Here is a 20,016-nt window from a genome sequence, read left to right on the forward strand (position 1 = left end):
GTGAGAAGGCCATTATGCCTTCTCACCGGTTCGCGACGGCGTTCCGCTTGTCGATCAGCCGCATGTTCGCATTGTAGATTTGTCCGCTGCTTTTCAAGACAAAGCAGTATCCGCTCGCTTGATAGTCGATCGTCATATTTTCCTCGAAAAAGACCTCATGCTTCCGGTCCATCAGCACTTCGAACGGGTCCCCCGCCATGATAAAATCGTTCCGGTCCGGCTCGTCCGTAATCCACAGCGTCGGCACGCCGCTGACCGCACACCCGCAGCCCTCCGCATCGTAGACAAGCTTCAGCCGACCGCCCGCTTGCCGGTCCAGGATGCGCCGGATTTCCGTTACCGCACTTTCCGTAAAGATGATTCGCATCTCACGTCACACTCCTTTCCTTTTTATCATACCTCATTCTGGCGATATTTGCTTCTGCTTCGCGAACGAAGTATGATCAATGTATATCTTTGGAAAGGGGAATGCCCGTTGTCGACAGGAAATCTGGAAGCCAAATTGACGGAATTCAAGCAATATCTGAAAAAGATGAAAAGCTATGAGGAAGCCGTCGGACTCATTTATTGGGACATGCGTACAGGCGCGCCGAAGAAAGGCATTGCGGCAAGGTCCGAAGTCGTCGGCGAGCTGTCCGGCGAGCTGTTCAAAATGTCGGTGTCGGACGAGATGGGCGCGTTTTTGGACCACTTCACTTCATCCGGAGTACAGTCGGAGCTGTCGGATATCGACCGCCGAATTGTAAGCGAATGCAAGAAGGAATACGACCGCAGCAAAAAAATTCCGCCGAAGCTGTATCAGGAATATGTGGTGCTTACCTCACAGGCGGAATCGGCTTGGGAAGATGCGAAGCATCAGGCCGATTTTCCGGGCTTCCAGCCGTACTTGGAGAAAATCGTCGATATGAATCTGCAGTTCATCGACCTGTGGGGCTACGAAGGACACAAGTACAACACGCTGCTTGATGCTTACGAGCCGGGCATGACCGTAGAGAAGCTGGATCAAGTGTTCGGCGCGCTGCGCGAGCAGGTCGTTCCGTTGCTGTCGGCGATTCAGGAGTCGGCTCATAAGCCGGAAACCGGCTTTTTGAAGCAGACGTTCGACAAGGACAAGCAAAAGAAGTTCAGCTTATACATATTGGAACAGATGGGCTACGATTTCGAAGCAGGACGCTTGGACGAAACCGTCCATCCGTTTGCGACCGGTCTGAACCCGGGCGACGTGCGGATTACGACGCGCTACCTGCTGAACGACGTGAACAGCGCGTTGTTCGGTACGATCCACGAGGGAGGGCACGCGCTCTATGAGCAGAACATTTCGATGGACTTGCTCGGCACGCCGCTGTGCACGGGTACGTCGATGGGCATCCACGAATCGCAGTCGCGCTTCTGGGAAAATATGATCGGACGCAGCCGCCCGTTCTGGAACCGTTACTTCCCTGAACTGCAAAAAAATTACGCCGGCCAGTTCGACAAGGTGAGCGTTGAAGATTTTTACCGCGCCACGAACGAGGTGAAGCCGTCTCTCATCCGTATCGAAGCCGACGAGCTGACGTACAACCTGCACATTATGGTGCGTTATGAAATCGAGAAGGCGCTCTTCAGCGGAGCTGTGAAAGTCGCCGACCTGCCTGAGGTGTGGAACGAGAAATACCGGGAGTACCTCGGCATCGTGCCTTCCGATAACGGCGAAGGTGTGCTACAGGACGTGCACTGGTCGGGCGGCCTGTTCGGCTACTTCCCGTCGTACGCGCTCGGCAACATGTACGCCGCGCAAATCAAACGCACGCTGGAGCAGGAGCTCGGCAACGTGGACGAGCTGGTTCGCGAGGGCAACCTGATTCCGATCAAGGCTTGGCTGGCGGATAAAATTTATCAATACGGCAAAAGCCAGACGCCGACGGAAATCATTACCCGGGTGACGGGTGAGGAGCTGAATCCGTCCTACTTGGTCGATTATTTGCGCTTGAAATATTCCGACATTTATAAGCTTTAATCCGGCTGCGGGGACACGGTCCCCGTTTTTTTTATGGCCTCGTATGTAACCTTTTGGGTGTTTTTCCAGTCTATTCTTATGTAAGACGATTTTTGGTTCATCCGAAGGGAACAGACGACAAGGAGGCGACAGTGTATGCACAAGGAACTTCAAGCGGACATTGCCATTATCGGCGGAGGTGTCGGAGGCTGCGCGGCCGCATTGGCGGCAGCCCGAATGGGCAGACAGGTCATTCTTACCGAGGAGACGGATTGGATCGGCGGACAGCTGACCAGTCAGGCCGTCCCTCCCGACGAGCACCGCTGGATCGAACAATTCGGCTGCACCCGCAACTATCGCGAATTTCGCGACGGGGTGCGGGCCTATTATAAGACAAGATTTCCGCTGACGGCAGAGGCGCGTGCGGTCTATTACTTGAATCCCGGTAACGGCGGCGTGAGCCGGCTTGGTGCGGAGCCGAGAGCCTATTTGGCCGTTCTGCAAGACATGCTGGCCCCCTACGTGCACAGCGGCAAGCTCGTCATCATGACCCGGCACCGGCCCGTTGCGGCCGAGATGGACGGCGATCGCGTCCGGTCGGTTACCGTGATCGGGGAGACGGGCCACCGGCATACAATTCGTGCCGCGTATATTTTGGATGCGACCGAGACGGGCGAACTGCTTCCTCTGACCTGCGCGGAATATGTAACGGGTGCCGAATCCAAGCGGCAGACGGAAGAGCCCCATGCGCTGGACGGCGCTCCCGATCCGCGGGACATTCAGGCGTTTACCCATTGTTTCGCCATGGATTACAAGGAAGGCGAGAACCATGTCATCGATAAACCGAAGGATTACAGCTTCTGGCGAAACTACAAGGCCGATTTTTGGCCGGACAAGCAGTTGAGCTGGGTATCGCCTGATCCGGTCACCTTGAAGCCTGTGGAGGACACGTTGTTTTGGGGTACGAATAAATATTCGCTGTTTTACTACCGGCGAATCGTCGACAAAGCAAATTTCGCGCCCGGTACGTTTCCGAGCGACATCACGGTAGTGAATTGGTCGCAGAACGATTATTGGCTCGGCAACGTGTACGACGTGAGACCGGATGAAGCGCAGAAGCATGCGCGGCAGGCGAAGCAGCTCAGCTTGTCGCTCCTGTACTGGCTGCAGACGGAAGCTCCCCGTCCGGACGGAGGGGCTGGTTATCCCGGTCTGCGGCTGCGGCCGGATGTAGTCGGTACGGAGGACGGATTGGCAAAATATCCGTACATCCGGGAATCCAGACGCATTCGCGCGGAGTTCACCGTGCTGGAGCAGCATGTAAGCGCAGCGGTGCGCGGCGAGCAGGGGGCGACGCCGTTCCCGGATTCCGTCGGAGTCGGCTGCTACCGGATCGACCTGCATCCCAGCATGACGGGCCGCAATTATCTCGACATCTCGTCGCTGCCGTTCCAGATCCCGCTTGGCAGTCTGATCCCGGTCCGGCTCGAAAACCTGCTTCCGGCCTGCAAAAATCTCGGCACGACGCATATTACGAACGGCTGCTTCCGTTTGCATCCCGTGGAGTGGAACATTGGGGAAGCCGCAGGGGCGCTGGCCGCCTTCTGCCTGCAAAACGGCTACCAGCCCCGCGAAGTGCGAAATACGCCGGCCAAGCTCGAAGCGTTCCAGAACGCGCTTGTCAATCAAGGCTTTGAATTGGCGTGGCCGAAAATAACCGCCGTTTAACGAACTTTATACAATCGAATGCTGTATCGAGGCTGTTTCCGCGGATCTTCCGTGGAAGCGGCCTTTTTTCGGCTTCTGCAGACATCCGCTCTCACCATTTTCTAGGCGCGTTCATATGCTGTCGTATCTAAAGATCGTCATGCGTTAAGACGCTGACAGGGAGGGACTGGCCTATGAATAGAAGGCGTCTGGGGAGAGCGGCGGCGCTTATGCTTGTGCTGGTGCTTGCGATGTGCGCGACGCTCGCAGGCTGCGGTCTGAAGAATAGCGGGGAGCGGATAAAGGTCCGGATCGGCGAGGTGACCCGGTCGATTTTCTATGCACCGGAATATGTGGCGGTGGAGAAAGGATTTTTCTCAGAGCAGGGGCTCGATATCGAGCTGACGACGACCTTCGGCGGGGATAAAACGATGACGACACTTCTGTCGGGCGGGATCGATGTCGCGCTGGTCGGCTCCGAGACGTCGATATACGTGTATCAGCAAGGTACGGGCGACCCGGTCGTCAACTTCTCGCAATTGACGCAAACCGACGGAACGTTTCTCGTGGCGCGCAAGCCGCCCGAAGGCTCGTTCGATTGGAACAAGCTGAAGGGCTCGATTTTCCTCGGTCAACGAAAAGGCGGGATGCCTCAGATGGCCGGCGAATTTACGCTGAAGAAGCACAGCATCCATCCGCAGAACGATTTGAACCTGCTCCAGAATGTGGAGTTCGCCAACATCCCGACCGCCTTCGCTTCAGGCACGGGGGACTACGTACAGCTGTTCGAGCCTCAGGCATCGATGTTCGAGAAGCAGGGCAAAGGCTACGTCGTCGCTTCCTTCGGGGTGGAGAGCGGCAAGCTGCCTTATACGGTATTTATGGCGAAAAAGAGCTACATTGACAAGAATGCGGATACGGTCCAGAAATTCGCCAATGCCGTGCAAAAAGCGCAAAACTGGGTGCAGCAAAGCAGTGTGGACGACATTGCGGCGGCCATCACCCCCTACTTTCAGGATACGGAAAAAGATATCGTCCGCAGCGTAATCAAGCGCTACAAGGACCAAGGCTCGTTTGCCGCCGACGGCATCGTCGACGAACAGGAGTGGAACAACCTGCAGGATGTGATGGAAGCGGCCGGGGAGCTCAAGAAGCGCACCGATTTCAACACGCTCGTCAACAATCAATTTGCCGAAAAAGCGAAGCAAAATGTCAAGTAGTGCCGGCAGCCGTTATGGTCAATGAGGGCGCTTCGGCGCTTCGGGGGTTTAGGCTAAGCGCACAAGGAGGGGTGGCCGTATGTATGCCGTGGAGCTGGACGGCGTTTCACAAGTATATGTTAACCGCAAAGGCGCGTACGTTGCGCTGCAGGGTGTGCAGCTCGCGATCGCGCCGGGCGAATTCGTCAGCCTCATCGGCCCGAGCGGCTGCGGGAAGACGACTGTGCTGTCGCTAATCAGCGGTTTGCTGACGCCGACTTCGGGAACGGTGCGGGTGCTGGGCGAACCGATTCAAAAACCGACTCCAAAAGTCGGATATATGCTCCAGCAGGATTATTTATTTCCTTGGCGGACGATCTTCGAGAACGCCTCGATCGGTCTCGAATTGCTTGGACGATTGAATGCCGCCTCCCGCCAATATGTGCTGGATTTGCTGGACGAAATGGGGCTTGGCGGATATGCCGACCGTTATCCGCACCAGTTGTCCGGCGGCATGCGCCAACGGGTCGCGCTAGTGCGGACGCTTGCGGCGGAACCGGACATCCTGCTGCTGGATGAACCGTTCTCGGCTCTGGATTACCAGACCAAGCTCCAACTGGAGGACTTGATCTCGGCGACCTTGAAGGCTCGCGGCAAGACCGCCGTACTTGTCACACACGACATCACCGAAGCGATTGCCATGAGCGACCGCATTGTGGTGCTCCAGCCGAATCCCGGACGCGTGCTGACCGAGGTCATAGTGCCGGAGGCGATTCGGGAAGCCCAGCCGCTGCATGCCCGCGAGGTTGGGGGCTTTCACGAGTTGTTCCGCGAGCTGTGGGGGAGGTTCGAGCAGATGGACGGGAAAGGAGGCGGGGGACATGGACCGGCGGAAACATGAGGAGGCGAAGGAAGACGGGGGGCTGGCGTATACGGCTGTTGAAGGAGCCGGCGTACCGTTCGAACGGACGCAGGAGAAAGCTGCTGCAACGGCCTATGGTTTAACGTCAGGATCAGCACGATCCGAAAGCTTGGCCCGGCAAGTGTACGCGGAGTTTCGCCGGAGCGAGCGCAAGCTGACGACATCCGTGCGCCTGACCCAACTGGCGCTGCTGATCTTGTTTTTCGCGGGCTGGGAAGCGGCGAGTCGTTTGCAGTGGATTGACGGGCTTCTCTTCAGCTCTCCGACGCGCGTGTGGGGACTGCTGGTTGAGAAAACGGCGGACGGTACGCTGCTTGTGCATACATGGACGACCGTGTGGGAGACGATCGTCGGCTTCGTGCTCGGCACGCTTCTTGGCACCTCAATCGCTGCGCTCATCTGGTATTCGCCGTTTCTCTCCCGCGTGCTCGATCCGTATATCGTCGTGCTGAACAGCCTGCCCAAGGTAGCGCTCGGACCTTTGTTTATCGTCGCGCTCGGCCCGGGCATGCTGTCGATCATCGCGACAACGCTCTCGATCACTGTAATCATTACGATTCTGGTCGTATATAACAGCTTCCGCGAGGTGGACCCGAATCTGCTCAAAGTGGTACGGATTTTCGGGGGGAACCGGAGCACGATTTTCCGTAAGGTGATTCTGCCCGCCTCGTATCCGACCATCGTTTCGACGCTTAAAGTGAACGTAGGGCTTTCCTGGGTCGGCGTCATCGTCGGCGAGTTTCTCGTTTCCAAGGAAGGGCTGGGCTATTTGATCATCTATGGCTTTCAGGTGTTCAACTTTACGCTTGTGATCGGCAGCGTACTTCTGATTGCCGTGGTTGCGACCTTCATGTATCAAGCCGTTGTCTATTTAGAAGGGAAACTGACGGGGAGAAATCGAGGCGGTCGGGAATAATGAACCCGAAGGTCAGATTCCTGTTTCGGAAAGCGGGGATCTGACTCCGGGTTCCATCTCTGTTGCAGCACAAAAAATAAAAGATTATCGACAAACGAGCTTTACTCGTTGAGGATTTTGTCGAAAAACGGTAAGATGTGGGTACATTAATGTATAGACGAATTCAACGACCAGTTGTCGAAGCGAGGAACGCAGCCTATGGGATTTCGAGTCATCAAAACCGCGCTGGCGGTTATTGTATCCATTTTCTTGGCGCAGACGCTCGGATTGCAGTCCCCCCTCTCGGCGGGGCTGCTCGCGGTGTTAGGCGTAGACGTAACGAAAAAGAGAGGACTTCAGACGTCGTTTCAGCGCATTGCAGCCTCGATTGTCGGTTTGTTTTTCGGCGCAGGGCTGTTTTGGGCACTGGGCTTTCATGTGTGGGTGATCGGCGTCTTTATTTTGGTGCTGTACCCGATCTTGAGCCGGTTAAAGCTGAAGGAAGGCATCGTTACCGGCTCGGTTGTCATGTTCCATGTCTTCGCCTCCGGCCAGGTCAGCGCGGAGCTGCTGCTGAACGAGATCGCCCTGCTCCTTGTCGGGCTCGGCACGGCGACGCTGATCAACATAGGCTATATGCCCAGAGAGGACAAGCTGTTGCAGGAATACAAGCAGCGGGTGGAGCAGCTTTTCTCGCAAATATTTTTGGAACTCTCGCACCATCTGCGAGATAACGAATACATATGGAGCGGCGCGGAGCTGCTGGAGGCGGACGATGCGATCCGCAAGGCGATTCAGGTCGCCCAGCGGGCGAATGAGAACAATTTGTTCGCCGGCGGACCCAATTGGTCGGTTTACTTTTACATGAGGGAAAGGCAGCTGGACGCGATCCAGCGAATGGTGCAGCTCGTCGCCCGTATCTACCAGACGCTGCCGCACGGCGAGCTGTTAGCTCTGGTGTTCGACGGGCTGACGGAGGATGTCAAGGTAGCCCATTATACGGGACGGAGCGAGAAAAAGCTGAACGAGCTGGAGCAGCAATTCCGGTACATGCCGCTGCCGGCTACGCGGGAAGAATTCGAGGTTCGCGCCGCGCTATTGCAGCTGGTAGAAGAGCTGAAAATGTACTTGTCCGTCGCCAAAAAAGAAAAGCGGCCTGTGGAGGAACCGCTGGGGAGGGCTTGATGCTCGACGGAGGCGATGATCTAACCCGCTTTGGAAAAGACTCTCATTTACACGTTGCCCATATCTAACGCTTTCTGTTGCATAGCTGAATCTTTGCTTTTCTCGCCTGAGAAATATTCGTCTACCAGCTTCCGCAGGTGCTTATAGCTGGCGAGAGCAGCCTTCACTGCGATCATTCCTTCGGTGTCGATCAGTACGGCAGCAGGCACTTCCTTGATTTCATATAAGGTAAATGCATCCTTGGTATGGGCGTATTCCACCGTATGGTTATCATGTATATCCAGCTCTTTTTCATCAACTGTAGTAAAAACTACGATCCTTATCAATGGATACCGCTCCTGCATATCTGCGAGTTCGGCAAGTATTTTTTTGCAGAATGGACATCCTTCCGCTGTAAATAAAGCCAACGTAGGGACGGTATCTCTTCTTGGAAACTCGATGCTATCTCCATTTGCGCCAAGATATGTAAACAGGGGAGCTTTATCGCCTGCCTGAAGTTCCCTCTTGCTAACGCTTGTTTCTTTTATCTGTAATTTGTTTAAGAACTGAGCGACCAGTTTGGTCAGCATGAAAATAACAATAAATTGCAGGAGTACGAACACCCACAGGGCTATGATGGACCAGTACATGAAATTTTCCATTTTTTAATCCCCTTTTAACTTGATTGCTGACGCTCCTTCGCTAACAATTCTTTCATTTTCTTACGGATGACGAATAATTCGTTAAAGATCGAAAACAGCAGCGCCGATAACAGCGCCGTTACAACCATCATCCAATACTCTGTGCCGTATATGCGCGATAGGCTTTCTCCGCCGATGACCGACAATAAACTCCCGTACGAAGCCGTTACGCGATAGACACATAGACACATAGCCATTAAAAAGAAATTTCGCCAAACGAGCTTCCATGATATTGAATGGTTTCCCGCAAGCCCCCCGCATCCGCATGAGAGTTCTTTTCTGCCGCGAAGCAGGTTAATCGCAAGGGCGATACTGTACATCAGAAGCAGCCCGCTTCCGATTAATGCGGCAAGGGAGCTGTATATTCCGAGAAGAAGAGAAATACCGGTTAGCCATTTTATGGTATGTTCAAGTATGGCAAACCATCGAACCCATGGTTCAGGCACAAGCCTGTAATCTTTAATAATTCCAATATGAGCATGCCAGTAACGAAGGGAAGAAACCCCCGAACTGATAAATACGATCGCTAAAAAAATTCGGCAAATTACGGACAACGCTTCCATCAACATCACCAGCTTTCTAACGCTTACGCATACCATTGAGCTTGGGATTCATACATCCGTGCATACATCCCGTTCGATGCCATAAGTTCATCGTGGGTTCCGGATTCTGCAATCCTGCCGTTCTCCATAACGATGATCCGGTCCGCCATTCTGGCGGCGGCCATGCGATGAGATATAAATATCGTCGTTTTGCTTTCCGTTAAGTCCCGGACCAGTTTATATACTTCCAATTCCGTTAACGGATCAAGCGCCGCTGTCGGCTCGTCCAATATAATGATGGTGCCCTGCCGGAACAAGGCGCGAGCCAAGGCGATTTTTTGCCATTGGCCTCCGGAGAGGTCTTCCCCTTCCTGCAAAAAACGGCCGAGGAAGGTTGCGTAGCCTTCTCGTAAATTTTGCGCGATTTCGGCGACTCCCGTCGTTGCCGCCACTTCTTTCATCGCATCGATATCCTCCAAACGGGTAATATCCCCGAATCCGATGTTATCACGCAGGGTGTACGCATATTTTAAAAAATCTTGAAAAATGACCGTCATATGTTTGTGCAATTGGTCCTGAGCCAATTGACGGATACTGACGTCGTCGAATCGAATGTCTCCTTTTTCCAGTGGGTACAATCCCATCAAACATTTCACCAGGGTAGACTTGCCAGAGCCGTTCTCTCCCACAATCGCGATTTTTTCCCCTGGCTTGATATGGAGCTGAATATTTTGCAATGCGGAGGTCGTTGTATCCACATAGGAAAAAGTGACATTTTCCAGCGTAATCCCTTTCTGTAAAGGCGCCGGGAATGGCTCGGTTCCTTTCGTTTGGTTCTCGGACTCGGGATGTTTGTAATCGAGGAAACGGAAAAAGTCATTCGCATAAAGCATCTCCTCAAAGACCTTTGCCAGCAAAGTCGATAGCTGGTTGGTCAGTCCTTGGGTTCCCTGTACCGCTTGTCCAATGGCTACGAATTGTCCGATTTGTATGGGGGTAGTCTGAATCAGCCAAATCATGATCATAGCGGCTCCGGAGTAGAATAAGGCAGTAAGCCCGTCCATCCCGATTTCCGCCCGCTGCTGCTTTCGCAATATTGTTAAAATCTCCGTAAATTGATGGGAGAAAGCTTCCGACCACCTGTTTAGCAAGTAGGGACCAAGGCCAAATAAACGGATTTCTTTGACGGAATGCCGATCCTTTAACAGAGAACGGGTATATTCCATGTCGCGGATTAGAGGGGTTAGGCCAAGCTTTAGCCAAAAGTTCCTCTTTCCATACTTCATTTGAATTAAAAACATGGGGATAGCGGCTAACAAGCTTAGAAGAACCAAACTCCAATGAACGGTGAGCAAAAATACCAGATAGCCGGAAATCGTTATAAAAATTCTGCCGATTTCAAAAGCTTGACGGAGCGGAGAGAGCAAACGGTGGCCCGGGCCGTCGTTTACCCTCTCCAGATGGTTGTAAAACTCAGGGAGATCGAAATAGAAAAGCGGCGCGGAGATCACCTTTTGAAGAACGGATGATTGCGCTGCGTGCTCCAACACGTTGGTGAGCTTTCCGTTCAAATATTCTTGGATATTCATGAAAACGGATGTCAGCATGGTGACCATAAATTGAAGCAGCAGCAGTAAAAGGATTGTGGAATAATCCGTTGAGGGATGCTGAATTAAGCGGGCTACTTCATTGATGGTTTCCTTGGACAGCCAAAGCATGATGATCGGCATAATCCCTAATAAAACCGTTAATGTGAAGGTCAGAACAAGCAAGCCCTTCCCATATGTCCAAACAAACCGGATTAGATTTCCAATTGCTTTTGCCATCGTCAACCTGCACCTTCCACTTATTTACTGGATGCGGTATCTCGCCATTTTCCGCCTATCCTGCAGTACGCTTAATATTTCTTTGAAAAAATGACCGGGATAACGAATAACACCGTTAGAGTCTATGATAAAAAGGCTGGGAAAACTTGAAATTTGTAATTCTACCAGAGTTTCCTTATCGGCAGGGATCAGAGGGAGTTGATTGCTAAATTCCTGAATGAAGTTATCATAGTTGCGATCCTCCCGTTCCACAAAACAAAGAATCGGAATCGAAAAGTCTGCTTTTCGTTTCTGCGCAAGAATATTTTCCAGTTCGAAATGGCAGATGTCGCAGGAAGGGGAAGCAAACATGACGATGGCCGGAGTCTGGCCGAATCCGGCTGGGAACGGAAAATAGCTTCTCAGGTTTACGCCAAGAAAATTTTTCAGCTTGAGAAATGTCATTGAAACGAATTGATCCGCGAAATGGGTTACTGCATTTTTGCACTTGAGATAGGAATAAAACTGCAGAAAAAATAGAAAGATAGCAAAGGAAAGTAAAAAAATAAAATACATATAATACCATCCTTTTAAATAAATACTTTTTTATATAAAAAATAGTATACTAAATAGAAAAATATAATACAAGTATTTACAATAATGGAATATTGAAATATGATAATATTGTAATAAATTTACTTTAATGGGAGGTATATTGAAATGATGGACAAATTCTCTAAACTTATTGGTGTCGACTCCAAAACCGCCGAGGGACAAGCTGCGGCACAAGCAAAGGCCCCGGATATTTGTTTTACTTTTGTAGGGTGCCTTCTTGATGGAGTAACGAAAGCAAGACTAAATCCCTCAAGTCCGATTGGTGTTAGCTGCTGCAAATAACTTGGTTGTCGAATGTAATTTCATCCGCGGTATGAACGCGAAATTTTGTATCGTTTTGCATTTTGAAAGATAAGAAAAGTAGCGGGCAACCGTCGAAATGCGGTCTATTGTAAAAAGGATTGAACCAGCGGTTCAATCCTTTTTACAGTGGCGCTCTTTTCTCCAATTTTATGAACGATTCTTTAAAGGAGTCTGTGTTCTTTAAAAGAATTTCAAGACGTTATCATTTTTCATACGCTCAATTAATCAACATTCGCCTATGTCCTGCATACAAATGTAATGAATGATTGTATGGAGGAGGTTAGAAGGATGTCATTAGATAAAGATTTGCAGTGCAGAGAGATCTATACGAAGGCTGTCTGTGGCAAAGGACGTAAATTTTCGCAAGTAACTAACACGGTCACTCCGCCTCATGCTCCGACCAGTATTCTGGGTGCTTGGATTATCAACAACCAATACGATGCGGTAAAGTCGGGGGAAAATGTGGAAGTGGTAGGTACTTACGACATCAACATTTGGTATTCGTACGACCGGAATACCAAAACGGATGTTGCGAAAGAAACCGTTTCTTATGTGGAAGTGGTGCCGCTCCACTACCTCGATAAGAAGCATAAACCGTCGACGGCCGAAGTGGCGGCGGTCGCAACGCAAGAACCGAACTGCGTGGAAGCCAGCATCTCCTCGCACGGAGATAACGTGCTGATCCGCGTCGAGCGGGAATTCAAGGTTGAAATGTTCGCCGAAACGAAAGTGTGCGTCGTCGTCTGCCCGAACGGCTGCGACGAATACGACGACAAGCACGTGGACTTCGGCGGTGTGGAGGATGGCGATTTTGAATATCTCGATCCCGATCTGCTTGATGAGGAATTGAACTGATTTGTTGTTAATATATGCCGAACGATTGCAGGTTGGAGAGGGCGGTTGCCCTCTTTTTTGTTGGCTGAACCCAAATTATTTTTTGCCCCAGGAACGGGCCATGCATAAGCCGCGAACAATGCTTAAATTCTGAAGGGAGGGATCAGAGATGCACGTATTTTTGCTGCATTCCGGCGAACCGACGCTCGACCTGCTGCTGGAGCGGCTCCGCATTCCGCACGGAACGAAAGCGCCTGAAGGAAACGAAGAGCCGATCGTTACGATCCATTGGGGTACCTATCATCCGGACCGCGGTGACAGAGAAGTGCTGCAGCCGGTGAAAAGCATGCTGCTGGCAGCGAACGCGCGCCGTGCGTCGGAGGTGCTGGAGCTGCACGGGATCGATTGCGTCTTCGGGATACAGGAGGCCGGCGACGCAAGACAAACGGAGCGCGCGAGCGGCGGAGTACGCCGTCAGAACAACCGTTGGTCGCATCGGTTCGTCGTACCGGTGTTTCATCTGCAGGCGCTCTCCTTGTTCCATAAGCCGCAGACCGTGTTTTACGGGGGCCGGGCCGGAGGGAGCATAGCTGCGCGCGAAGGGGATGAAGCCGATTATGCGGAAATCGGGCGGGAGCAACCGAGCTATTACGGCGCCAAAGCGATGCGCGAAGCGGTAAAAGCGGTCTATGCGCTCGGGCTCGATTACGGCGTCGTACGGATCGGGGTTAGGCCGGACGGCAGTCTCGCGGTGCGCGGCGTGGAGGCGGTGCCTCACTTGACTCCGCGGCTGGCCGAGCTGTTCGCGGAAGCGATGAACCGATTCGGCGAGCCGCCGGAAGAAGAGACGGCCGCGAAACGCGGGGATGTCATGCTGGGCGCGGACCCGGAGTTTCTGCTGCTTAACCGGCAGGGGAAGGTGACGCTTGCCTCCCGGTTCGCGGAGAAGGACGGGCCGTTCGGCTGTGATTCGATCGTCCTGCCCGGCCGCAGAAAAATATTCGCGCTTGCCGAGCTGCGTCCGCAGCCAAGCACGGATGTGCGCGAGCTGGTCATTCATTTGCACCGGACGATGCAGCTTGCGGCCAAACGCATCTCCGATGCCGAATTGATCTGGGTGGCGGGCGGCATGCCGGTCCGCGGTTTTCCGCTGGGAGGCCATATTCATTTCAGCGGCGTAGAGCTGAGCAGCAGGCTTCTGCGCGCGCTGGACAACTATATGGCGCTGCCGCTGACGCTGCTAGAGGGGGAGACGACGGGGGCGCGCAAGCCGCGGTACGGATTTCTCGGCGACTTCCGCCGTAAGAAGTACGGCGGTTTCGAATACCGCGTGCTGCCGAGCTGGATGGTATCGCCCGCTGTGACGAAGGGCGTGCTGGCGCTGGCAAAGCTGGTGGCCGGGAACGACCGCGCGCTGAAGCAGCGGCCTTTGTCCGACCCGGAAGTTGTGAAGGCGTATTACCGCGGCGATAAGGAACGCATCCGGCTGCTCCTGCCTTCGCTCTGGAGAGATTTGGAGAGAATACCGGAGTATGGGCGGTATGAGAGCTATTTGCTGCCGCTTCGGCGCATGATGCTCCGCATGAAATCATGGAACGAGCGCGAGGATATCCGTCCCAAGTGGAAAATCTCTCCCTTCCGATAGAGGTTGGGAGTTCTCTAGCAATTCGTGCTATAATGATAAAATGGTAGGTTAACATGATACATATGGCAGCGAAACGTGTCGGCCGATTGGGACCGGCATGTCGTAACTTCCGCTTTCCTGTCGGCCCGTCCAGGGGCTGGATTCGACAAGGCGGACGTGAAGACGCAAGCAGGCAGTTGGAGGATGAAGAATGGCCAAATATACGCCAATGATCGAACAATATCTTTCTGTAAAGGCGGAGGTGCCGGACGCCTTTTTGTTTTTCCGGTTGGGCGATTTCTATGAAATGTTTTTCGATGACGCGCTTCTGGCTGCGCGGGAACTCGAAATTACGCTGACCGGCCGCGAGGGCGGCGGGGAAGAGCGCATCCCGATGTGCGGGGTGCCTTACCATTCGGCGGAAAATTATATTGCGCGCTTGATTGAAAAAGGGTACAAAGTCGCCATTTGCGAGCAGGTCGAGGACCCTGCGGAAGCCAAAGGCGTCGTACGCCGGGAAATTGTCCGGATCGTGACGCCGGGAACGGTGATGGATGCCCGTTCGCTCAGCGAGACGGTGAACAACTATATCGTCGCGGTCGTCTTCTCCGGCGGCGGATACGGCTTTGCCGCTTGCGACATTTCCACCGGCGAGCTGTATGTGACGCGGCTTTCGGGTTCGTTCGAGCTGCTGCTCGACGAGTTGAACACTTACAGTCCTTCGGAGCTCCTCGGTAGCGAGGCGGTGCTGGAGCAAATCCGGGGCAGCGCGTCCGCTTGGCTGAAAACCGCGGTAATGACACCGCGCGAGCCCGGATCCGGAGGCGGCATGGCGCCGGAAGGGCTGTTCTCGGAGAAGCAGCTGGCGTCCTTGCCGGAAGGCGGCCGGGAAACGCTCGCGCTTTTGATGGGCTACTTGCAGGAGACGCAAAAGCGTTCGTTATCGCATATCAAGCATATCCGGGTATACGAACCGAATCAGTATATGGTGATGGACCCGTTCACACGCCGTAATCTGGAGCTGGTGGAGACGGTCCGCGACCGCTCCAAGAAAGGGACGCTGCTCTGGCTGCTGGACAATACCGTCACGGCGATGGGCGGGCGGCTGCTCCGGCGCTGGATCGAGAAGCCGCTGATGAATGCGGCGCACATCAACGATCGTCTGGAAGCGGTGGACCGGCTGTACAACCAGCTGATCGTGCGCGACGAGCTGAAGCAGGCGCTCAAGGAAGTGTACGACCTGGAGCGTCTTACGGCGCGCATCGCGTACGGCAGCGCCAACGCGCGCGACTTGGTCGCGCTCAAGGTGTCGCTGCAGCAGGTACCTGCGCTCCGTGAGCAATGCGAAGCGAGCGGCTCCCGTACGCTTGCGGCTTTGGCGGCGCGGATCGACCCGTGCCAGGATTTGATGACGTGGATTGCGGAAGCGATCGTGGACGAGCCGCCCGTCTCCGTCCGCGACGGAGGCATGATCCGGGCCGGACTCAGCGCCCGCCTCGACCAATTGCGCGAAGCGAGCGCGAACGGCAAGCAGTGGCTTGCCGAGCTGGAGAAGCAGGAGCGGGAGCGGACGGGCATCAAATCGCTGAAGATCGGCTTCAACAAAGTGTTCGGCTATTTTATCGAAGTGACCAAGTCGAATTTGGCCCAGCTCGAGGAAGGCCGGTACGAGCGGAAACAGACGCTGGCCAACGCCGAGCGGTTCGTGACGCCGGAGCTGAAAGAGAAGGAAGCGTTGATCCTCGAAGCGCAGGAAAGCATGGTCGATCTCGAATACGAGCTGTTCGTGGGACTGCGGGACCAGCTCGCTTCGTATATTCCACGGCTGCAACAGCTGGCCGAGCTGATCGCGACGGTGGACGTGTACCAGTCGCTCGCACACGTGAGCGCCTCGAACCGGTTTACCCGCCCGGAAATCGGCGACTTTTATGAGTTGGAAATCGAAGAGGGACGTCACCCGGTTGTGGAAGCCGTGCTGGAGGACGGCGTATTCATCGCCAACGAGACGAAGCTGACCCGAGAAGACGGCAACATGCTGCTGATCACCGGACCGAACATGGCCGGGAAAAGCACGTACATGCGTCAGGTGGCGATGATATGCCTGATGGCGCAGATCGGCTGCTTCGTTCCGGCGAAGCGGGCGAAAGTGCCGGTGATCGACCGCATTTTCACGCGCATCGGGGCGGCGGACGATCTGATCGGCGGTCAGAGTACATTTATGGTCGAGATGATGGACATTCAAGTGATGACCGAAAAAGCGACGGAGCGAAGCTTGGTCATTATCGACGAGCTGGGCCGGGGCACCTCGACCGGAGAAGGGATGTCGATCGCGCAGGCGGTCATCGAATTTCTGCACGATAAAATCGGCTGCAAAACGCTTGTCTCGACGCATTTTCACGAGCTGGCGCATCTGGAGGAAAGCCTCGGCGGCCTGCGCAATTACTGCATGGCGGTCAAGGAGAGCGGCAAGCAGGTCACGTTCCTGCGCCGCCTGATCCGCGGGGCCGCAAGCACGAGCTACGGCATCTATTGCGCGCAAATCGCCGGCCTGCCCGCCAGCATCATCGAACGCTCTTACGAGCTGCTGCATACGTTCGAATCGCGAACGGAGCTGCTGCAAGGCCGGCTGCAACCGGCGGCCGGCAGCGCGAACGAGCAAGGCGGCGGACAGCCCGAGAAAGAGGCGTCGAACGGAGCGGAGACGATCGCGGAGGCCTCTGCGCCGGATGCACAAGCGTCCGTCCGTTACACCGTCGAAGCCGCCGTCCCGGCCGTTCAGCTTCAAGCGGAGCGGCTGGACGCGGCAACGAAGGAGCCAGAGGTAGGGGACATCGTGCAGCTCAGCTTGTTTGCCGTCCACGAAGCGAAGCCCGAGAAGCTGTCCAAGCGCGACGCCAAAGCAGATAAAGTGCTGGAGCAGCTGCGCTCGGCCGATTTAATGAACATGACGCCGATGACGGCGATGAATTTTTTGTACGAGCTGAAGAAACAGCTGCCTAATTAAGTCATACTCATCACTTCGAGAAGAGGAACAATCGATGAATAAATTCAAAAAATTACCAAAATGGCGCAGGCAAACCGTCTCGGCGATGCTGGCATTAACTCTGCTGATTCCTGCCGCTTCGCCGGTGCTTGCCGCTGACGCGAAGTCGGCTGCTGCCGATCGGATCGCCGAAGTGCTGGACGCGCTGGAGAAAAACCATGTAAGCGGGCCGAAGGCGGACAAGCTCTCCGAAACGGGCATCCGGGCGATGGTAGAGTCGCTGGGGGACCCTTATACGCAATATTTCACGGCGGAGCAGCTGCAATCGTTCGAGGATGCGGTCCAAAATCAATATGTCGGCATTGGCGTGCGGGTAGGCATGGAGGAGGAAGGTGTATACGTTGCGGACGTATTCGCCGGTTCTCCGGCGAAGGAAGCCGGGATGCTCCGGGGCGACATCATCGTGAAGGTCGGCGACGAAACGGCGGCCGGCAAAAAGATCGACGAAGTAACGTCCAAAATATTGGGACCGGTCGATACGGAAGTCTGCTTGCAGGTATTGCGCGACGGGCAAACGAAAGAATTGACCGTCAAACGGAAAAAGGTGCAGATTCCGACGGTTGTCGCCAAACGGTTCCAAAACGTCGGATATATCGAAATCGCCAGCTTCTCCAGCGATGCCGACGAACTGGTCAGCAAGGAGCTGAGCGAACTTAAAGCGCAAGGTATCCAAAGTCTGATCGTCGACCTTCGCGACAATCCTGGCGGTTTGCTCGAAACCGCGCAGCAGCTTGCCCGCTTGTTCGTCAAGCAGGGAACGCTCATTCATACGCGGGACCGCAACGGAGTTGACCAACCGGTCGAATTCGCGAACGGGACGACGCAGCCGTTTCCGGTTTTTTTCCTGGTGAACGGGAACAGCGCAAGCGCCTCGGAGGTGCTGACGGGAGCGCTGCAGGACTACGGCGCAATTACGGCGATCGGCACGAAAACGTTCGGCAAAGGAAGCGTACAAAACGTCATACCGCTGAAATCGGGTGGCGCGATCAAAGTGACGATCGAGGAGTATTTGACGCCCAAGCTGCGCAAGGTGAACCAAGTTGGCCTTGAGCCGGATAAAAAAGTCGAAGGCGCGATGGCGCAGCTGCTGACGGCGATTCGCGCCGCGGGCGCCAGCCGGATCGACCTGACGCTCGACCGGCACAGCGCGACGGTGAACGGTACGGAAGCGCAGGACACGTTCGACGTTATTCGCGAGAATGGGCAAACGTATGTTCCGGTTCGGGTGCTGGCAGCTCTTCTGGGCGCGAGCGTCGAATGGAACGAAGCCTCAAAGTCGGTTCAACTCGTGGCAGGGGACGCCAAAACTTCGTATACGCCGGCTGCGTCCGATTTCGTGCTCAAGAACGGTACGGGCTACCTTAGCGTAGCGCAGACGGCCGCAGCCTTTAACGGCTTGAGCTGGAAGGACGACGGCAAAACGTTGACGCTGGGCGCCAACTGATACTTCGCTATGCGGGACAGGCAGTGTCCGGAATCATGATCCGCACGTATCGGCTTTGATTGGCCGGACTTTTAAGGAGACCTGTTTATGGGTAAAATAAACATTTTAGACGAACATATTGCGAACCAGATCGCGGCGGGCGAGGTGGTCGAGCGTCCGTCCTCCGTCGTGAAGGAATTGGTGGAGAACGCGATCGACGCCGGAAGCACGAGAATCGACGTTGCGATCGAGGAAGGCGGGCTGGAGCTGATCCGCGTCACCGATAATGGCTCCGGCATGGACCCGGACGATTGCGAGACGGCTTTCTTCCGTCATGCGACAAGCAAAATTGCGAGCACGCAGGATTTGTTTGCGATCCGCACGCTCGGCTTCCGGGGCGAGGCGCTGCCGAGTATCGCCGCCGTCTCGAAGGTGGAATGCCTGACCGCGCCGGATACGAGTGGACTCGGCTGCCGTTTTGTCATCGAGGGCGGTACCGTCCGCGCGAAGACGGAAGCAACGGCTCCCCGGGGAACGGATATTGCGGTGCGGGAGCTGTTTTACAACACGCCTGCGCGTCTAAAATATATGAAGACGATCCAGACGGAGCTCGGACACGTCACCGATTATATATATCGGCTCGCGCTCGCGCATCCCGGGATCGCCTTTACGCTGAAGCATAACGGACATACGCTGGTGCAAACGCTCGGCAACGGCGATTTGCTGCAGGCGATTGCGGCGATATACGGCACGAGCGTTGCCAAGAACATGCTGCCCATTCGCGGAGAAACGCTCGACTACCGGCTGGATGGCTTTATCGCCAAGCCGGAGCTGACCCGGGCCAACCGCGGCGGCATCTCGACGGTAATCAACGGTCGTTACATCCGGAACTATCCGATGGTACAGGCGCTGCTGCAAGGTTACCACACGCTGCTGCCGATTAACCGGTTCCCGGTTGCGGTGCTGCATGTGCAGATGGACCCGACGTTGATCGACGTCAACGTCCATCCGGCGAAGCTGGAGGTGCGCTTCAGCAAGGAGCCGGAGCTGATGCAGCTCGTCGAGCGCGAGGTGCGAGAGACGCTCGGGAAGCAGCGGCTGATCCCGGCCGCTAGCATGCCGGCGGCCAAGCGGCCGCAGGAGGCGGTCGTGCAGGAGCAGCTGGAGCTGTACCGGCCGCAGGCGCCGCAAACGCAAGCGTCGGCGGCCGGATCGCGGCTGCCGGGCGCAGCCGCTCCCGCGGAGCGCTGGAGCGCGCCGGCGC

17 protein-coding genes are annotated in these 20,016 nt (G+C 54.9%); 12 read left to right on the forward strand and 5 right to left on the reverse strand.

From position 1 onward, the window contains the following. Positions 1–22: 22 nt before the first annotated feature. Complete coding sequence (locus KQX66_RS15475) at positions 23–367, reverse strand: iron-sulfur cluster biosynthesis family protein (protein ID WP_216793735.1); 345 nt, start codon at positions 365–367, stop codon at positions 23–25. Between the two features lie 108 nt (positions 368–475). Here KQX66_RS15475 and KQX66_RS15480 point away from each other — a divergent pair, with 108 nt between their 5' ends. From KQX66_RS15480 to KQX66_RS15505, 6 genes are all read left to right on the forward strand, one after another. Next, positions 476–1,996 (forward strand): carboxypeptidase M32, encoded by a 1,521-nt coding sequence (locus KQX66_RS15480; protein ID WP_216793736.1) that lies wholly within the window; start codon positions 476–478, stop codon positions 1,994–1,996. Positions 1,997–2,131: 135 nt separating this feature from the next. Next, on the forward strand, positions 2,132–3,703 hold the full coding sequence (locus KQX66_RS15485) for an FAD-dependent oxidoreductase (protein WP_216793737.1): 1,572 nt from the start codon (positions 2,132–2,134) through the stop codon (positions 3,701–3,703). Between the two features lie 173 nt (positions 3,704–3,876). Further along, on the forward strand, positions 3,877–4,902 hold the full coding sequence (locus KQX66_RS15490; RefSeq protein WP_216793738.1) for an ABC transporter substrate-binding protein: 1,026 nt from the start codon (positions 3,877–3,879) through the stop codon (positions 4,900–4,902). A gap of 79 nt (positions 4,903–4,981) precedes the next feature. Continuing rightward, positions 4,982–5,782, forward strand: coding sequence for an ABC transporter ATP-binding protein (locus KQX66_RS15495; RefSeq protein ID WP_216793739.1), 801 nt, complete (start codon positions 4,982–4,984; stop codon positions 5,780–5,782). Next, positions 5,763–6,719 carry an ABC transporter permease gene (locus KQX66_RS15500; RefSeq protein WP_253957172.1) on the forward strand — a complete coding sequence of 319 codons (957 nt, stop codon included), beginning with the start codon at positions 5,763–5,765 and terminating at the stop codon, positions 6,717–6,719. Before KQX66_RS15495 ends, KQX66_RS15500 begins: the two co-directional genes overlap by 20 nt. Before the next feature lie 198 nt (positions 6,720–6,917). Then, on the forward strand, positions 6,918–7,883 hold the full coding sequence (locus KQX66_RS15505; protein WP_216793740.1) for an aromatic acid exporter family protein: 966 nt from the start codon (positions 6,918–6,920) through the stop codon (positions 7,881–7,883). A gap of 47 nt (positions 7,884–7,930) precedes the next feature. On the opposite strand, the gene KQX66_RS15510 is transcribed toward KQX66_RS15505, so the two are convergent. The 4 genes from KQX66_RS15510 to KQX66_RS15525 are packed head-to-tail and all read right to left on the reverse strand — an operon-like array spanning position 7,931 to position 11,486. After that, positions 7,931–8,524 carry a TlpA family protein disulfide reductase gene (locus tag KQX66_RS15510; RefSeq protein ID WP_216793741.1) on the reverse strand — a complete coding sequence of 198 codons (594 nt, stop codon included), beginning with the start codon at positions 8,522–8,524 and terminating at the stop codon, positions 7,931–7,933. 14 nt (positions 8,525–8,538) lie between these two features. After that, a complete protein-coding gene (locus tag KQX66_RS15515) occupies positions 8,539–9,126 on the reverse strand; it encodes a MauE/DoxX family redox-associated membrane protein (protein ID WP_216793742.1) in 588 nt (195 codons plus the stop codon). 23 nt (positions 9,127–9,149) lie between these two features. After that, on the reverse strand, positions 9,150–10,931 hold the full coding sequence (locus tag KQX66_RS15520; RefSeq protein ID WP_216793743.1) for an ABC transporter ATP-binding protein: 1,782 nt from the start codon (positions 10,929–10,931) through the stop codon (positions 9,150–9,152). A 24-nt stretch (positions 10,932–10,955) separates the two neighbouring features. Then, on the reverse strand, positions 10,956–11,486 hold the full coding sequence (locus KQX66_RS15525) for a TlpA family protein disulfide reductase (RefSeq protein WP_216793744.1): 531 nt from the start codon (positions 11,484–11,486) through the stop codon (positions 10,956–10,958). Between the two features lie 144 nt (positions 11,487–11,630). On the opposite strand from KQX66_RS15525, the gene KQX66_RS15530 reads away from it, so the two are divergent. From KQX66_RS15530 to mutL, 6 genes are all read left to right on the forward strand, one after another. Then, on the forward strand, positions 11,631–11,807 hold the full coding sequence (locus tag KQX66_RS15530) for a hypothetical protein (RefSeq protein WP_157261680.1): 177 nt from the start codon (positions 11,631–11,633) through the stop codon (positions 11,805–11,807). A 309-nt stretch (positions 11,808–12,116) separates the two neighbouring features. Continuing rightward, on the forward strand, positions 12,117–12,683 hold the full coding sequence (locus KQX66_RS15535) for an outer spore coat protein CotE (RefSeq protein WP_216793745.1): 567 nt from the start codon (positions 12,117–12,119) through the stop codon (positions 12,681–12,683). Positions 12,684–12,831: 148 nt separating this feature from the next. After that, positions 12,832–14,307, forward strand: coding sequence for a putative amidoligase domain-containing protein (locus KQX66_RS15540; RefSeq protein ID WP_216793746.1), 1,476 nt, complete (start codon positions 12,832–12,834; stop codon positions 14,305–14,307). A gap of 190 nt (positions 14,308–14,497) precedes the next feature. Continuing rightward, positions 14,498–17,290: a DNA mismatch repair protein MutS gene (gene mutS, locus KQX66_RS15545; protein WP_216793747.1), complete on the forward strand. Its 2,793-nt coding sequence runs from the start codon at positions 14,498–14,500 to the stop codon at positions 17,288–17,290. A 34-nt stretch (positions 17,291–17,324) separates the two neighbouring features. After that, positions 17,325–18,773, forward strand: coding sequence for a S41 family peptidase (locus KQX66_RS15550; RefSeq protein ID WP_216793748.1), 1,449 nt, complete (start codon positions 17,325–17,327; stop codon positions 18,771–18,773). A gap of 87 nt (positions 18,774–18,860) precedes the next feature. After that, a partial coding sequence (gene mutL, locus KQX66_RS15555; protein WP_216793749.1) for a DNA mismatch repair endonuclease MutL occupies positions 18,861–20,016 on the forward strand: 1,156 nt, incomplete at its 3' end.

The sequence above is a fragment of the Paenibacillus oleatilyticus genome (assembly GCF_018998565.1).
Lineage (GTDB): Bacteria > Bacillota > Bacilli > Paenibacillales > NBRC-103111 > Paenibacillus_G > Paenibacillus_G oleatilyticus.

What these genes read in the sequence shown, in the direction of transcription:
- KQX66_RS15475 (WP_216793735.1), bottom strand. Translation starts at nt 367, where the DNA reads ATGCGAATCATCTTTACGGAAAGTGCGGTAACGGAAATCCGGCGCATC.
- KQX66_RS15485 (WP_216793737.1), top strand. Translation starts at nt 2,132, where the DNA reads ATGCACAAGGAACTTCAAGCGGACATTGCCATTATCGGCGGAGGTGTC.
- KQX66_RS15490 (WP_216793738.1), top strand. Translation starts at nt 3,877, where the DNA reads ATGAATAGAAGGCGTCTGGGGAGAGCGGCGGCGCTTATGCTTGTGCTG.
- KQX66_RS15495 (WP_216793739.1), top strand. Translation starts at nt 4,982, where the DNA reads ATGTATGCCGTGGAGCTGGACGGCGTTTCACAAGTATATGTTAACCGC.
- KQX66_RS15500 (WP_253957172.1), top strand. Translation starts at nt 5,763, where the DNA reads ATGGACCGGCGGAAACATGAGGAGGCGAAGGAAGACGGGGGGCTGGCG.
- KQX66_RS15505 (WP_216793740.1), top strand. Translation starts at nt 6,918, where the DNA reads ATGGGATTTCGAGTCATCAAAACCGCGCTGGCGGTTATTGTATCCATT.
- KQX66_RS15510 (WP_216793741.1), bottom strand. Translation starts at nt 8,524, where the DNA reads ATGGAAAATTTCATGTACTGGTCCATCATAGCCCTGTGGGTGTTCGTA.
- KQX66_RS15515 (WP_216793742.1), bottom strand. Translation starts at nt 9,126, where the DNA reads ATGGAAGCGTTGTCCGTAATTTGCCGAATTTTTTTAGCGATCGTATTT.
- KQX66_RS15520 (WP_216793743.1), bottom strand. Translation starts at nt 10,931, where the DNA reads ATGGCAAAAGCAATTGGAAATCTAATCCGGTTTGTTTGGACATATGGG.
- KQX66_RS15525 (WP_216793744.1), bottom strand. Translation starts at nt 11,486, where the DNA reads ATGTATTTTATTTTTTTACTTTCCTTTGCTATCTTTCTATTTTTTCTG.
- KQX66_RS15530 (WP_157261680.1), top strand. Translation starts at nt 11,631, where the DNA reads ATGATGGACAAATTCTCTAAACTTATTGGTGTCGACTCCAAAACCGCC.
- KQX66_RS15535 (WP_216793745.1), top strand. Translation starts at nt 12,117, where the DNA reads ATGTCATTAGATAAAGATTTGCAGTGCAGAGAGATCTATACGAAGGCT.
- KQX66_RS15540 (WP_216793746.1), top strand. Translation starts at nt 12,832, where the DNA reads ATGCACGTATTTTTGCTGCATTCCGGCGAACCGACGCTCGACCTGCTG.
- mutS (WP_216793747.1), top strand. Translation starts at nt 14,498, where the DNA reads ATGGCCAAATATACGCCAATGATCGAACAATATCTTTCTGTAAAGGCG.
- KQX66_RS15550 (WP_216793748.1), top strand. Translation starts at nt 17,325, where the DNA reads ATGAATAAATTCAAAAAATTACCAAAATGGCGCAGGCAAACCGTCTCG.